Origin of the sequence: Dolichospermum compactum NIES-806 (genome assembly GCF_002368115.1) — a bacterium.
GTDB lineage: Bacteria > Cyanobacteriota > Cyanobacteriia > Cyanobacteriales > Nostocaceae > Dolichospermum > Dolichospermum compactum.
The window spans coordinates 4,475,713-4,491,479 of sequence record NZ_AP018316.1 but is presented as its reverse complement, the minus strand read 5'-3'; the positions used below and the strand labels follow the sequence as shown (position 1 = coordinate 4,491,479).

The 15,767-nt window shown below is 36.6% G+C and carries 15 protein-coding genes and 1 pseudogene; 12 read left to right on the top strand and 4 right to left on the bottom strand.

The features are described from left to right. Positions 1-167 precede the first annotated feature (167 nt). Complete coding sequence (locus CA730_RS20860; protein ID WP_096670200.1) at positions 168-788, top strand: hypothetical protein; 621 nt, start codon at positions 168-170, stop codon at positions 786-788. Positions 789-1,063: 275 nt separating this feature from the next. On the opposite strand, the gene CA730_RS20855 is transcribed toward CA730_RS20860, so the two are convergent. After that, positions 1,064-2,125 carry an IS4 family transposase gene (locus tag CA730_RS20855; protein ID WP_096670198.1) on the bottom strand — a complete coding sequence of 354 codons (1,062 nt, stop codon included), beginning with the start codon at positions 2,123-2,125 and terminating at the stop codon, positions 1,064-1,066. A 118-nt stretch (positions 2,126-2,243) separates the two neighbouring features. On the opposite strand from CA730_RS20855, the gene CA730_RS20850 reads away from it, so the two are divergent. The 8 genes and pseudogenes from CA730_RS20850 (at position 2,244) to CA730_RS20815 (ending at position 8,787) form a co-directional block, all read left to right on the top strand. Then, positions 2,244-2,684 (top strand): hypothetical protein, encoded by a 441-nt coding sequence (locus tag CA730_RS20850; RefSeq protein ID WP_096670196.1) that lies wholly within the window; start codon positions 2,244-2,246, stop codon positions 2,682-2,684. A gap of 176 nt (positions 2,685-2,860) precedes the next feature. Then, a complete protein-coding gene (locus CA730_RS20845) occupies positions 2,861-3,157 on the top strand; it encodes a hypothetical protein (protein ID WP_096671700.1) in 297 nt (98 codons plus the stop codon). An 8-nt stretch (positions 3,158-3,165) separates the two neighbouring features. Next, complete coding sequence (locus CA730_RS20840; RefSeq protein WP_096670195.1) at positions 3,166-3,567, top strand: type II toxin-antitoxin system VapC family toxin; 402 nt, start codon at positions 3,166-3,168, stop codon at positions 3,565-3,567. A 138-nt stretch (positions 3,568-3,705) separates the two neighbouring features. Continuing rightward, entirely contained in the window at positions 3,706-4,107 is a 402-nt protein-coding gene (locus tag CA730_RS20835; protein WP_096670193.1) for a hypothetical protein, read from the top strand. Then, positions 4,107-4,550, top strand: coding sequence for an HNH endonuclease (locus tag CA730_RS20830; protein ID WP_096670191.1), 444 nt, complete (start codon positions 4,107-4,109; stop codon positions 4,548-4,550). Before CA730_RS20835 ends, CA730_RS20830 begins: the two co-directional genes overlap by 1 nt. A 448-nt stretch (positions 4,551-4,998) precedes the next feature. After that, a pseudogene (locus CA730_RS20825) lies at positions 4,999-5,151 on the top strand (transposase); the annotation flags it as partial. Positions 5,152-5,332: 181 nt separating this feature from the next. Beyond that, positions 5,333-5,767: a hypothetical protein gene (locus CA730_RS20820; RefSeq protein ID WP_096670189.1), complete on the top strand. Its 435-nt coding sequence runs from the start codon at positions 5,333-5,335 to the stop codon at positions 5,765-5,767. Continuing rightward, a complete protein-coding gene (locus tag CA730_RS20815) occupies positions 5,764-8,787 on the top strand; it encodes a type I restriction endonuclease subunit R (protein ID WP_172891223.1) in 3,024 nt (1,007 codons plus the stop codon). Before CA730_RS20820 ends, CA730_RS20815 begins: the two co-directional genes overlap by 4 nt. A gap of 114 nt (positions 8,788-8,901) precedes the next feature. Here CA730_RS20815 and CA730_RS20810 read toward each other — a convergent pair whose 3' ends face one another. Beyond that, on the bottom strand, positions 8,902-10,572 hold the full coding sequence (locus CA730_RS20810) for a trypsin-like peptidase domain-containing protein (RefSeq protein ID WP_172891222.1): 1,671 nt from the start codon (positions 10,570-10,572) through the stop codon (positions 8,902-8,904). Positions 10,573-10,670: 98 nt separating this feature from the next. Here CA730_RS20810 and CA730_RS20805 point away from each other — a divergent pair, with 98 nt between their 5' ends. The 3 genes from CA730_RS20805 to CA730_RS20795 all read left to right on the top strand — a co-directional run bounded on the left by CA730_RS20805 (position 10,671) and on the right by CA730_RS20795 (position 13,267). Then, positions 10,671-12,392, top strand: a complete 1,722-nt coding sequence (locus tag CA730_RS20805) for a serine/threonine-protein kinase (RefSeq protein WP_096670185.1) — start codon at positions 10,671-10,673, stop codon at positions 12,390-12,392. A gap of 169 nt (positions 12,393-12,561) precedes the next feature. Beyond that, on the top strand, positions 12,562-12,858 hold the full coding sequence (locus CA730_RS20800) for a hypothetical protein (RefSeq protein WP_096670183.1): 297 nt from the start codon (positions 12,562-12,564) through the stop codon (positions 12,856-12,858). A 7-nt stretch (positions 12,859-12,865) separates the two neighbouring features. Next, positions 12,866-13,267: a type II toxin-antitoxin system VapC family toxin gene (locus tag CA730_RS20795; protein WP_096670181.1), complete on the top strand. Its 402-nt coding sequence runs from the start codon at positions 12,866-12,868 to the stop codon at positions 13,265-13,267. Between the two features lie 115 nt (positions 13,268-13,382). Here CA730_RS20795 and CA730_RS20790 read toward each other — a convergent pair whose 3' ends face one another. Together CA730_RS20790 and CA730_RS20785 are read right to left on the bottom strand one after the other, a co-directional pair. After that, positions 13,383-13,607 carry a hypothetical protein gene (locus CA730_RS20790; protein ID WP_096670179.1) on the bottom strand — a complete coding sequence of 75 codons (225 nt, stop codon included), beginning with the start codon at positions 13,605-13,607 and terminating at the stop codon, positions 13,383-13,385. Positions 13,608-13,726: 119 nt separating this feature from the next. Next, positions 13,727-15,418, bottom strand: coding sequence for a trypsin-like peptidase domain-containing protein (locus CA730_RS20785; RefSeq protein ID WP_096670177.1), 1,692 nt, complete (start codon positions 15,416-15,418; stop codon positions 13,727-13,729). Positions 15,419-15,767: the final 349 nt, after the last annotated feature.

Sequence of the window (15,767 nt, the reverse complement as noted above, 5' to 3'; positions counted from 1 at the left end):
ACCTGTCCCTCTAATAAATTCAGCGTGTGATCATTTATCAGCCCGATATTGGTAATCTTGGGTTATTACAAAATGAAGCGCGGAATATGGGCTGTAAGATTCCTGAATAATGTTTGTTAGTATTCAATAGGGAGATATAGCTTACCGAGCTTGTAGGATACTAAATTATGTCTTATAGTGAATTTACGACACTCAGTAAAGTGCAAACCGCTTTTAACTTAGTTATTGAGGAGGATCGCAATTTATTTTCAAATACTGAAAGCGTAATACCTTCGGATTATTTACAACAAACTATTCAAGAATATTTACCTCTAGCAACTGCGATCAATACAGAAAAGGCTCGTTCTGAATTTTTAATAGCGCCCATTCTAGCCGAATTACGTCGTCAAGCAAATTATCGAATTAGTTTGTTTTCTGGTACTGAGTTTAATGTTGATCAAGAAAAAGGTTTATCGGGCTATTGTGACTATATTATTAGTTGCTCGAAAGAGCAGTATTTTATTCGTGTTCCAGTGTTAACAATTGTGGAAGCTAAAAATGAAAATATTAAAGGAGGCTTAGGTCAGTGTATAGCAGAAATGGTTGCGGCTCAAATATTTAATCAGCAAGAAGGACAAGTTCTACCTGAAATTTATGGCGTTGTTTCTACGGGAACAGTCTGGAAGTTTATAATTTTAAAAGAGAATATTGTTTCAATTGATTCTCAAGAGTATTATATTAATCAGGTTAATTTGATTTTAGCAATTATGCTTTTGCCAATAACATCATTTCTGTACTCAGATATTTAGAAACGCACGGAAAAAAACTTAACTTAGCGGGTGATATATCTCTTGACACTCTCCGGTCTAAAGACACGGGGATTCTTAAGATTTCACAATCTTAATATCTTGTTTGCACAAGTTCCCAGACTCAGTACGTTTGCACAAAAGTGCGTGCTGATACCGCCAGTTGCTCTACTTGGGGAAACCCCAAGACCGCACTGGCTCATCTTCTGGGCGTTTAGCTGTTAAACAGCAAGTTTCGCGGAGTCCCCACGTACTATTTTGAAATCTCTATCTCTGATCTAAGTACAGGACAAAAAATTGAGAGAGAGAAGAAAGTCGTCATATTTCAAATCTAAATCAGTAACAAGAGAACGCAGATAATCTAAACCGTAAGGAAAAACACTTTTAGCAAAAGGTCCATGTTTCTTGATTTTGATAGGTTGGTGTTGATGCAACCATTCTCCAGTCTTGACAGCCCAACACATAGCTAATGACAGTAAAGCTAAGAGCTTACTCAATCGGTTAGAATCAATAAAATGTGTAGATTCCAAGCAAAAACCACGAGTTTTAAACATACCGAACAAAGTTTCAATCCCCCAAGGACGGCCATAGTCAGCAATCATGGTTTGGGGAGAAGTATCAGAAATCACGATTAATAACTTGCCATCATCAAGACGTAAACCAGCTACATAAACTGAACGACCCCAGACCCAACGACGAGTAGATAAAACCTGAGATTCACCCGCAGCCAGATGAGCAAAAATGACGCTACCTGGAAGAGTCTTTTCTGTATCACTAATTAAATCAGTGTGACGAATCCTGATTCGGAATGGAATATTTGGTTCAAGCAGTAAATAACTTAACCATTCTGCCCCCACGAATTCTCTGTCAGCACTGATATAGTCAACTTGTGCATCTGGGAACAGTTGTCCAAATCGGTCAAGTAAATCCATTCGTTCATCCGTGTTGGAGTTACCTTTCTTCTCCAATATCTGCCAAACTAGGGGGTAAGCGACACCATTATGTACTACTCCCAACATGAGGATATTTAACCATATTTGACCAAAACGCCATTCAGTCCGGTCAATACTTAACACCCAAGGCTGGGGAATGTTCATGATTTTTACAATCATTTTCGCTATGACTGCATAATCTATATCAAAATCTCGGAAAAATCTTTGCAACCGTTTGTAATTGGATTCGTTTTTAGCACAGTTGCGAAAACCAGTTGCTAATTCTACCAAGTTCACTGTCTTTACTCTTAATAAAGATATTAAAAATAACGCTAAAAAGCTTAGACGCGCTCCATGCCATTCCAAATGTGGTTTTAGTGTGTCTCGTAATAGGTTAATCTGGTTCATAGGGGTTTCTTTGATTGTGTGGTAACTTTCTATGAAACCCTTTCTCTGTTTCCTTTGCAAGCTTTTTCTCTATTTTTTGTCCTGTACAGAGAAATCTTACACTCACCCAGAAAAATACATGAATTTTATCATCCAATATTCTAACAAATGGACAGCGACAATTGGACAACCAGATGAACAAGAGAAAGTTAAATTTTCTCGCAATGATAAATCTGAACCAGATAATTGTCCTTTAGAAGTTAGTGTGAATATTGCTGATTTAGGTAAAGCTGTATCTTTAGAAGACTATAAAAAAATAGTTACCAAAACAATTATTCAGGATGAATTGAATACATTAGAAAAAGCTAATGAAGAACCAAAATTAAGCAATTCTGACGCATATCAGATTACTCATACCCGTAAGGAAAAGGGGTGTACATTAAAAGTGCTGGAACGTGGGACTATGAATTTAAAGAAAGCCTACTATATTATATATAAAGCCCCAGAACAGGAATATGATCAATCCTGGCCTGTGGTGGAAAAGATGATTGATTCTTTTGAGATTAAAGAAGGTAATTAATATGACATCCCCTTTTCACGAATTTTTACAGCTATCAGCAGCGTCAAAATTGCTTTTATTTCATCATCCTGTACATCCTTAAATCCTGTACTTCGACTTCGCTCAGTAACCAGACATCCTGATTCTGACAATTATATGATATACTGTTAAAATAGTAGAAATTAGAGGTAATGATTATGTTATCAACAGATATTAAACAAGAATCAATAATTAAAAGAATTGAGCAAGTGGTATCTATTTTAATGGCAGAAGATCCTTTATTTAAAGAGGATCTTGATTATTCAGAAATAGTCAAACATTTGGTTAAAATTGTTCAAGATAATTTAACATCTGAAAGATTTAATAATATGTCTGATGAAAAGTTAAAAGAAAATTGTAGTTTTGTCATGGCAACAGAAGTATTATCCAAAATTGGAGAAGATTTCACACCTGAACAAATGGCAACTTTTGATGAGGCAATTAAACGAAAATAGGTAATTTCATGAGTTTTTTATTAGATACTAACATTGTTTCTTTCGCTATTAAAAACGATTTTTACATCAAACGAAAGCTAGAAGTAATGAAATTTGAAGAGGTAGATATTTACATTAGTTGCATTACCTATTTTGAAATTAGGAGAGGATTTTTAGCAGTTGATGCTCCCAAAAAAAGAGAAAGATTTAATCAACTTTGTCAAAACTATTCTATCATTTTCTTAGATGATTTGGCAATTTTAGAAAAAGCTGCGGAAATTCATGCGAATTTAAGATTAAAGGGTTTACCGATTCAAACTGAAGATGTCTTAATTGCTGCAACTGCAATGATTAAAGGTTTGACGGTTGTTTCTAATGATAGTGATTTAATAAGAGTTGAGGGTTTGAGTTTGGAGAATTGGTTGCAGTGAGAAAAGTTATTAATTGGGTGGATTAATAATTTAATTGTCAGAATCAGGATGTCCAGGATTTAAGGATTTACAGGATGTTAACAGTAAGTTGATTATGGGTTACAATTTCAGGTATATGTATATGAGATCAGATTGCTAATGACTGCAACTACAGAAATTCGCCAAAGAGCAATAACACTGCTAGAACAATTACCAGGAGAATCTTTAATTAAAGCAGTAGAATTTTTAGAATCCCTTTCTCACGAGTTTTTACAGCTATCAGCAGCGTCAAAAACGCCAAATAGCGAAACTGCTTTATTGCAAATTATTCAACGTCGTTTATCTCCTGAAGAACAACATAGATTATCTTATTTGCGTGAGCAAAATGAGAATGAAGAAATTACAGAAACAGAGTATCAAGAACTACTTAAATATATTAACCGCATTGAACAACAAGACGCTGAACGCGCAGAAGCATTGATTAAATTAGCTCAATTGCGTCAAGTTGATTTAAAAGTTCTGATTGATGAGTTTTTATCTACAGATATTAATGTAACCTGATGTCAGAGCGAGTTTCAGAATCAATTAGGCGTATTGTTGCTGCTCGTAGTCGTGGTTATTGCGAGTATTGTCGTTGTTCCGAAAAATTTGCTACAGAGAGTTTTACTGTTGAACATATAAAACCTCGAAAAGCGGGTGGTGAGACAGTTTTAGAAAATCTTGCTTGGAGTTGCTTTGGCTGCAATGGTCATAAACATACTAAAACAGAGGGAATTGATCCAGAAACAGGGGAAAAAATAGCATTGTATAATCCCAGACAGCAAGTTTGGAGCGAGCATTTTGATTGGAGTGATGATTTTACTCAGGTTATTGGTAAAACACCTTGTGGACGAGTAACGGTTGAATCTTTGCGTTTAAATCGCTATGGTGTTGTTAATCTACGTCGTTTGTTATTTGCTGCGAATTTACATCCACCTGAGAATGTTGGTTTTAATGATTTGTAGAATTAAGCTAAATTAAACATCCTGTAAATCCTTAAATTCTGTACTTCGACTTACTTCGACAAGCTCAGTACAAGTCGCTCAGTAACCAGACATCCTGATTCAGACAATATTAAAATAGAATCAGGACTTACGCAACTGGCACAGCGATCGCTAATTATTAGTATATGTGTACTGCAATAATGAAGATGTTATTGAATCAGACTGATTGAGAATTGTTAATAGTAATAGATTAAATAAATGACGGGTATTAATTTTATGAGAGAATGATGATAGGGTGCATTAAGAAATTAATTAACGATGAAATTTACTAAACTTAATTACTGCCAGTATTTACTTAGCAGTCAAATCAACTACACAATGACTAATCTAGCAGAACATTTAGACAATATTAGTCACGATAAAATTAATTATTATTTAAAAAATGAGTTCCATGGATGTTACACAACAGGTGTGTAAAATCCGTTGGAAAATAGAAGAGTTTCACAGGGAGATAAAACAATTAACTGGCATTGAATCATGTCAGTGTCGCAAAGGTCGTCTTCAAAGAAATCATATAGCTTGTGCTATGTTGGTTTGGCTAAGACTAAAAAACTTAGCTTACTGTGGAGGAATAAAAAAGTTGGAAAATTTATAACCTCCAAACCCTTATTATTACGTTAACGGCTGAACGCCATAACAAAAATAAAGTTGGAAAATTTGACCAACTTAAATGCAATTTACAAATAAGTGTCAACTGCAATTCTTGCAAAGGAGTTCAAGACATTAACCCTGTTGAGTATTTTTTGCCTGATTCCGATAATACCTCTCTAGCATTTGATTATCTTGCAGGTGGTTTAGTTGTAACTCATCCTGCTCTAAATTCTATAAATCAAGTAATAGCTCAAAGAACAATAGAGGCATTTGGTCTAGATCGAGACCCTGGACATCCAAATATAAGAAAACGCCCAACTTCAAAAGATAAGCGTTGGCAAAAACGAAACGAAATTTGGAATCTTGCACAAAATCAACTAAAAAGATTACAAAGTGAAGATACGCAAAATATACGCGAATTGATAGTCGAACTTGCTATAAGTCGGGGGTCGTTTTCTATATGGATAAAAGTCTTTGAAAAAGATTCAGATATGCGTTGTCGCTTAATCTGTGGCTTTAAAGGTACTGCTTTAGATTGTTTTGATACTTTAGGTTTAGCTATCAGCCGTGTGGGAGGAAAATTGTGACTGTAATTTCGCGCTATGGTGAAACTGCATTTGAAAGCGTGATTGAAAATCACCTTCTCAGTCATGGCTATGTGAAAATTACAGATAAATTCGATCGCACTCGCGCCCTATTTCCGAATATAGCGATCGCATTTATCCAACAAACTCAACCCAAAGAGTGGAAAAAACTAGAAGCACTGCACAAAGAAAAAACAGGTGAACAAGTGCTAACAGACCTGTGTAAATGGCTGGACAACTACGGCTTACTACATACCCTACGTCATGGGTTTAAATGCTACGGTCGCACCCTGCGGATAGCTTACTTCAAAGCTGCTCACAAACTCAACTCAGACTTAGAAACCCGTTATGCTGCCAATTGTGTGGGTATCACCCGACAACTAGAATACAGTGAACGGGAAAAAAAACGTTCCCTTGACATTACCCTGAGTCTTAATGGTATTCCAGTTATCACCCTAGAGTTAAAGAATCCACTGACAGGGCAAACAGTAGAAAACGCCAAACAGCAATACCGTCAAGACCGTGACCCTAGAGAAACCATCTTTGAGTTTAAACGCCGCACCTTAGTACATTTCGCAGTTGATACCGAAGAAGTTTGGATGACAACACGCCTAGCGGCAGAAGCTACCCACTTTTTGCCCTTTAATCAAGGATACGATGGCGGGGCAGGTAATCCACCAGACACAGCAGGACGTAATTACCGCACAGCTTACCTGTGGGAAGATGTCTTACGACGGGATAGTTTACTTGATCTCCTAGCTCGGTTTCTGCATTTACAAACAGAAGAAAAACGAGACGATGATGGGCGCAAATTCAAAAAAGAAACCATGATATTTCCCCGCTATCATCAACTTCAGGCTGTGCGCTTACTCGTAGATGCGGCTAGGGGTGAAGGTGTAGGACAAAATTATTTAATTGAACATTCAGCCGGAAGCGGTAAAAGTAACACCATAGGTTGGCTGACTCATCGCCTTGCATCTTTATACAACGACCAAAACCAGCGAATTTTTGATAGTGTCATAGTAATTAGCGATCGCCGCGTCCTTGACCAGCAATTACAAGACACTATTTATCAATTTGAACACCGTCAAGGGGTTGTAGAAAAAATTGATGATAACTCCCGACAGTTAGCGCAAGCCTTAGAAAGTGCCGTTCCCATCATTATCACCACTTTACAGAAATTCCCCTTTGTCACACGCCAATTAATCAAACTAGCAGAAGAACGCAACGAAGAAAGTAGCGGTATTTTGCCTACCCGTCGCTTTGCAGTCATCATAGATGAAGCACACAGTTCCCAATCTGGGGAAACCGTCACCGAGTTAAAAGGGGTATTAGGCGGACAAGCATTGCAAGCAGAAGCACGTAACCGCGCCCAAGAAGAAGGACTAGAACATTTAGAAGAACTTTTCCGCAATTTAGTTAAACGTTCCCATCAATCAAACTTGAGTTTCTTTGCTTTTACCGCCACACCAAAACATGAAACTCTCAAATTCTTTGGTCGTCAAGGAGAGCCTTTTCATCGCTACACCATGCGTCAAGCCATAGAAGAAGGTTTTATCCTAGATGTTTTGCGGAATTACACCACCTATAAAGTTTACTACAACCTGATTAAAGCCAGTAACAACGATCCCAATGTAGAACGCAAAAACGCCGCCCGTTCCCTAGCTCGTTTTATGCGTCTACACCCCCATAATATTGCCCAGAAGACAGAAATAATGGTGGAACACTTCAACACCTTTACCCGGCATAAAATTGGTGGTAGAGCCAAAGCAATGGTAGTAACTAGCTCTCGCTTAGAAGCAGTGCGCTACAAACAGAGTTTTGATAAATACATCCAAGAAAAAGGCTATGCGATCAAAACGCTGGTAGCTTTTTCTGGTGTAGTCACAGACGACAAAATTAAAGACAAAACCTACAGTGAAGAGGAAATGAATCAAGGCATTCGAGAGAAAGAATTGCCAGAACAATTTGCTAGTAATGAATATCAGGTTTTACTCGTAGCGGAAAAATATCAAACTGGTTTTGATCAACCTTTGCTACATACTATGTATATTGATAGGCGACTGTCAGGTATTCAAGCAGTACAAACCCTTTCTCGACTTAATCGTATCCATCCCAGGAAAGAAGATACATTTGTCTTAGACTTTGTGAACGACTGCGAAGAAATTCGCCAAGCATTTCAGCAGTTTTATGAAGGAGCAGAATTAGGAATAGAAGCAGATCCTCAACAACTGTACCAACTCCAAAGCGAACTTGAGGCTTTAGGAATATATCTGCATGAAGAAGTAGAAAGGTTTTGCGAAATTTATTTTAAACCAAAACAGCGTCAAAGTCCGGCTGATCATCAAGGGATGAATGCAGCACTTGATCCAGCAGTTGACCGCTTCCGTATTTTCGATCATGAGAAACCAGAGGAAGCGAAAGTTTGGCGGAAAAAACTCACAGCTTTTCGGAATTTGTACAGTTTTTTGAGTCAGATTATACCCTACCAAGATTCTGATTTAGAACGACTTTACATTTTTTTGCGTTATCTATCATCGAAATTGCCACGTCGTCCCCAGGAAGCGCAGTATGATTTTGATAGCGAAGTCCAGCTAGAGTATTACCGTCTCCAGAAAATTAGTGAAGGTTCAATAGAGTTAAGGAAAAGTAATGCTCATCCTCTGGATGGACCGAAGGATATTGGTACAGGTATTGCTAGAGAAAACACTGTTAAATTATCACAGCTAATTGATATTATTAATAATCGTTTTGGTACTGATTTTAACCAAGCTGATCAACTATTTTTTGATCAAATTGTGGAAACTGCTGCCAATTCCGATGAATTACAACAAGCTGCACGGGTAAATTCTGCTGATAAATTTGGTTTGCTTTTTAGTCAGATGTTAGAGTCTTTGTTTGTGGAGAGAGTAGATCAAAATGAAGCGATTTTTGCCCGTTACATGAATGATAGCGATTTTCAGAAGGTGGTTGCAGATTGGTTAGTTGGGGAAGTTTACAAGCGGATAATTAATAGTAAATAGAATCAGATAATGTATAGTTATTGGTAAATTGTTATTACTTTTCATTTCATCCTGTAAATCCTTAAATCCTGGAGATCCTGATATGGCTTGCGCCACGCTACGCTATCAGACAAATTAACGCTCAGATAACTGCCAGATTTTGATAGTATTGTCTGAACTACCACTAGCTAAAGTCCTCCCGTCTGGGCTTATGGCTACAGACAAAACCAAGCCAGAATGACCAGATAAAGTGCGGATTAGTTCACCTGTAGCTAGATTCCAGATTTTGATAGTATTGTCCCCACTAGCACTAACTAAAGTCCTCCCGTCTGGACTTATGGCTACAGACAAAACCGGGTTAGAATGACCAGATAAAGTGCGGATTAGTTCACCTGTGGCTAGATTCCAGATTTTGATAGTATAGTCCCCACTAGCACTAGCTAAAGTCCTCCCGTCTGGACTTATAGCTACAGACCGAACCCAGTCAGAATAACCAGATAAAGTGCGGATTAGTTCACCTGTGGCTAGATTCCAGATTTTGATAGTTTTGTCGTCACTACCACTAGCTAAAGTCCTCCCATCTGGACTTATGGCTACAGACAAAACCGAGTCAGAATGACCAGATAAAGTGCGGATTTGTTCACCTGTGGCTAGATTCCAGATTTTGATAGTATAGTCCCCACTAGCACTAGCTAAAGTCCTCCCCTCTGGACTTATGGCTACAGAATGAACATCACCAGAATGACCAGATAAAGTGCGGATTAGTTCACCTGTAGCTAGATTCCAGATTTTGATAGTTTTGTCCCTACTACCACTAGCTAAAGTCCTCCCGTCTGGACTTATGGCTACAGACTCAACCGACCTAGACACAACCGACCTAGAATGACCAGATAAAGTGCGGATTAGTTTACCTGTAGCTAGATTCCAGATTTTGATAGTATTGTCGTAACTACCACTAGCTAAAGTCCTCCCGTCTGGACTTATGGCTACAGAATAAACATCACCAGAATGACCACTAAGGGTTTGGGCAAGAGTAAAATTAGTAGGTGTATTATTACGTACTTCTGGTGGTTTTCTTATTATTTCTGGTGGTTTTTCAGGTTGAGTAGGTTTGGTAGTTATTTCTATCGGTTTCAGAGGTGTTGCAATACCAGCAATCTCTTTATAAGTATTAATTGGAATCCCTAAAAAATCCCTTGTTTCTAATCTCGCATCAATTGTAGATAGTCCACTTACCCCTATCAAACGCCCCTGTTCATCTAAAATTGGACCCCCACTCATACCCGGTTTGACAATATTACTTAAAACCAAAGCATACTCATCTACAGGCTGACTTACAACCCTAGCAGTTGTCTCTAAAGGCACATATTCTCGCCCCTTACTTACCTGGTCAGGTTCAGCCCAACCAAAGGCATAAACCGTACTCCCAGCAGTCACTTGACTAGAATTACCAATCTCCACAGGACGATAATTTTCATTACTGGTAAACTGGAACTCTGCCAAATCTATATTACCAATTCGTTTAACCGTGCTGTAATTAACTTGGTAGGTTTTACCATCTCCAGTCCTCACAGTATAATTTCCTTTCTTGTCTACGACGTGCCAACAAGTGAGAACAGTGTAAGTATTTCCAGCACCTTTAATAATAATTCCCGAACCAGTATTAGCCCCATCAATGCGAACTGTTATTTTATCAGCAATATCCCGAACTTGCTGAGGAATAGAAGCTGCCACCCTTTGTGACTGAACCACCACCACAGCCGCACCCAGCAACGCTACTGGCAACCCATAAGTAAATTTAATCATATAGTCAATAATAAAACTTGTCTAAATACATACTGACAGGTAAAGTAAAAAATAGCCATATTTCAGTAAATCCTACATTTTTAACTGGAAATTATATTATGATATCAACCTTTAATAACAAAAACTTAATTGGTCAAGTCCTCAAAGGTCAAAAGGGGGAATATCAAATCCTCGACAAATTAAATGAAGGTGGTTTTGGTGAAATCTATTTAGCTGAAGATATTTCTAATAAAAATCAGAAATATGTTGTCAAACTCCTCAAGCCTAAACAAAACTCAAATAGAGATGATTTTGAAGAAAGAAAAAGATTATTTAAACGAGAAGCAGAACATCTCAATAAACTAGAACATTCCCAAATTCCCAAATTAAAAGATTATTTTGTCATCAATTACAGATTATTACTAATAGTCAAACAAGATTTTTATTTAGTCGAAGAATATATAGAGGGTGAACAACTAACTAAAGAACTCCCACCTACGAAGAAACTCGACAGTAGTAAAGTTTGGCAAATACTCCATGATATTTTGGAAATTTTGGAATTTATCCAGGAGGAGAAACATTTAGTTCACCGTGATGTCACACCAGCAAATTTAATCAGAAGAAAAAGTGATCAACAACTCGTTTTGATTGATTTTGGTACAGTTAAAGACATGAATAATATGGAAAATCATCTACTAAGTCGAGTTATTGGCACTAATGAATATATGCCACACGAACGTATTGATGGTATTTACAGGTATAATACTGATGTTTTTGCTGTAGGGATGATTGGTATTCAAGCCTTAACAGGTGTTTGTCCAAATTTAGGGCAATATGATAATAATAGTATTAAGTTTGAAGATGATGGTCAAATTACATGGCGACATTTGCTTGCAGAATCTCAATTAGATGAACAATTTACCCAAAAACTAATTGGTATCATTGATAAAATGGTACATCATGATTATCAAAAAACTCGCTATAACACAGCCGCAGATGCGTTAAAAGCATTAAAATCTATAGAACCGATAAAGTCTAATGAAAAAATTCCTAATAGTTCTAGTGGTAGTATTTCTAATCTAGTAATTAGCAATCCAGAAACCAATATTCAACCCTTGAGAAAACTTTTCTTGGAATTGATTCCTCAAGAAAGTGAAAAAAGATTAAATAACTTCAAAAATACAATACGAACAATTTCATCAGTGTATACAATAGAAATTACACCTGAAAAAGATGAAAGTAATAAAGTTATAGAACGAAGTCTGCTATCGGGTAAATTCGTCATCATTGCTGGAATTGCTACATCATTAGCTTTTGCATTTATTGGTTTTAAAGTTGTATCTTCATTAAAATCTGGGAAAGAAGAATTAACTAAATCTTACACTCACCCAGAAAAATACATGAGTTTTGTCATCCAATATTCTAACAAATGGACAGCAACACCTGGACAAACAGATGAACAAGAGAAAGTTAAATTTTCTCGCAATGATAAATCTGAACCAGATAATTGTCCTTTAGAAGTTAGTGTGAATATTGCTGATTTAGGTAAAGCTGTATCTTTAGAAGACTATAAAAGAATAGTTACCAAAACAATTATTCAGGATGAATTGAATACATTAGAAAAAGCTAATGAAGAACCAAAATTAAGCAATTCTGACGCATATCAGATTACTCATACCCGTAAAGAAAAGGGCTGTACATTAAAGGTGCTGGAACGTGGGACTATGAATTTAAAGAAAGCCTACTATATTATATATAAAGCCCCAGAACAGGAATATGATCAATCCTGGCCTGTGGTGGAAAAGATGATTGATTCTTTTGAGATTAAAGAAGGTAATTAATATGACATCCCCTTTTCACGAATTTTTACAGCTATCAGCAGCGTCAAAATTGCTTTTATTTCATCATCCTGTACATCCTGATTCTGACTACAGGATGCTAATAGTAGGTTGATTATGAGTGACGATATATGATATACTGTTAAAATAGTTAAGATTAGAGGTAATGATTATGTTATCAAGTGATATTAAACAAGAATCAATAATTAAAAGAATTGAGCAAGTGGTATCTCTTTTAATAGAAGAATATCCTTTATTTAAAGAGGATCTTGATTATTCAGAAATAGTCAAGCATTTGGTTAAACTTTTTCAGAAAAATCTAGCATTTGAAGAATTTAATAATATGTCAGATAGTGAATTAAAAAAACATTGTGATGGAATAATGTCAGTAGAAATATTATCAAAAATAGGGGATGATTTTACTCCTGAACAAATGGCTATTTTTGATGACGCAGTTAAACGAAAATAGGTAATTTATGAATTATTTGTTAGATACAAATATAGTTTCCTTTGCTATTAGGAAGAATCTGCAAGTTACTGAAAGAATTGAAGATATTAAAGCTCAAAGAAAAAGTATATCTATTAGCTGCATTACCTATTTTGAAATGAGAAGAGGATTTTTAGCGGTTGATGCTCCCAAACAAAGAGAAAGATTTAACAAATTTTGCCAAAACTATCCTATTATTTTCTTAGATGATTTGGCAATTTTAGAGAAAGCTGCGGAAATTCATGCGAATTTAAGATTAAAGGGTTTACCGATTCAAACTGAAGATGTTTTAATTGCTGCAACTGCAATGATTAAAGGTTTAACGGTTGTTTCTAATGATAGTGATTTAACAAGAGTTGAGGGTTTGAGTTTGGAGAATTGGTTGCAGTGATAAAAGTTATTAATTGGGTGAATTAATTTAATTGTCTGAATCAGGATGTCCAGGATTTAAGGATTTACAGGATGAAAATAGAGATTTTATCACCAATTGTTAATATATTATATAATTAAAATTCAGCTAAACCACGTGAATCATACACTGCTTGTAAACAAACTTTAAGATCATCACCTTGCCACTTACCAACATGACGTAAAAGTGATTTACCTGAACCTTGACGTTGAGGAGTTTTTGCTTTTTTTATTTTCATATTCTTAACCATTATCAGAACTTCTGCTATTTCTTCTTCCGTCATTGATTCAATTTCTATAACCAGTTGTTCTTTAAATGTCATTCTATATTCTCATTCTTTATTATCTTTCTCGAATTAACATAAATCCACTGATTAATTTACCAACAACATCTCATAAATCCTGTAAATCCTTAAATCCTGTAAATCCTGATTCAGACAAATTAACGCCCAGATACCCGCCAGATTTTGATAGTTTTGTCGTCACTACCACTAACTAAAGTCCTCCCGTCTGGACTTATGGCTACAGAATTAACCACTTGAGAATGACCAGATAAAGTGCGGATTAGTTCACCTGTGGCTAGATTCCAGATTTTGATAGTTGTGTCGTCACTAACACTGGCTAAAGTCCTCCCGTCTGGACTTATGGCTACAGAATTAACCGATTCAGAATGACCAGATAAAGTGCGGATTAGTTTACCTGTGACTAGATTCCATATTTTGATAGTTGTAGTTTTGTCTTTACTAGCACTAGCTAAAGTCCTCCCGTCTGGACTTATGGCTACAGACCTAACCCCGTAATAACCAGATAAAGTGCGGATTAGTTTACCTGTGGCTAGATTCCAGATTTTGATAGTTCCGTCCCAACTAGCACTAGCTAAAGTTCTCCTGTCTGGACTTATGGCTACAGACAAAACCGGGTTAGAATGACCAGATAAAGTGCGGATTAGTTTACCTGTGACTAGATTCCAGATTTTGATATTTTTAGTTTCGTCCCAACTACCACTGGCTAAAGTCCTCCCGTCTGGATTTATGGCTACAGAATAAACCGAGTCAGAATGACCAGATAAGGTGCGGATTTGTTCACCTGTGGCTAGATTCCAAATTTTGATAGTATTGTCCCCACTACCACTAGCTAAAGTCCTCCCGTCTGGATTTATGGCTACAGAACTAACCCAGTCAGAATGACCAGATAAAGTGCGGATTAGTTCACCTGTGGCTAGATTCCAGATTTTGATAGTTTCGTCCCCACTACCACTAGCTAAAGTTCTCCTGTCTGGACTTATGGCTACAGACTCAACCGAGCCAGAATGACCTGTCAGGGTTTGGGCAAGAGTAAAATCAGTAGGTGTATTATTGTTAATATTTGGTGAAGGTGTGGAAATTGCTGTAGGTTTTGGTTGAGGTGTAGGACGCGGTGGCGTAGGTGTAGGAGTTGGTTGAGGTGTAGTAGGAATATTCTGATATTTCTTATATTCATTAATGGGAATAGCCGCAAAAGATGTAGTACCCTTTTCAGAATTTGTAGATGCACGGCCATTAATTCCCACTAAAACCCCATCCTGATTGAGAACAGAACCGCCACTCATTCCTGGGGCGATATTATTACTATAAATTAAACCATATCCATCTTTATAAGTTCTCAGAACAGTCGTAATTTTTCCATCAACAAAACGATAGCATGATTGTAAACATATTTCATCAGGTGCAGCCCATCCCGCAGCATAAACTCTTGATGTTTCTGTCAGTTGACTAGAATTTCCTAATGTTGCTTTATCATAATTTTTATTACTAGAAAACTGCACTATTGCTAAATCTAAATTTCCTAATTGTTTAACTGTAGTAGAATTAATTTGATAAGTGTCACCATTAAATGTAGTGATAGTATATTCTCCAGGAATTTGGACAACGTGCCAATTTGTTAGCACCGTATATGTATTACCTTGTTTTTCAACAATTACTCCAGAACCATTGGATGTTCCCTCAAATTCTTTGATTTTACCATCAATACGGACGGTAATTTGTTTAGCAATTTTATTAATAGCACTTTCTTCTAAAGCTTTAGCTGGTGGTGCTTGTACTACTATGATTACAGAACTCATTACAGCCGCAGTTAGTCTATCGGTAAATTTCATTGTTTGCGATTTGGGATTTTATTTATTAAACTGTCTGAATCAGGATTTTCAGGATTTGAGGATGAACAGGATTTAATTATCTACAGATTCATGATTTATAGTATAGTATTTGAGAATGAATAAGATTGAAAATTAGAACGGATATAACGGTTATTGGTTGAGTCAAATACAAGAACCCCACCCCCAACCCCCTCCCCGCAAGCGAGGAGGGGGCTTATGACTGTATCTCATTCAAGTGTATACCGCTTATCAAAATCAAAAATAATGCAGTAAATCCTGATTGAGACAAGAGATAGGAAAGAAATTAATGATTTTTTATATCATCCTGTAAATCCTCTAATCCTGGAAA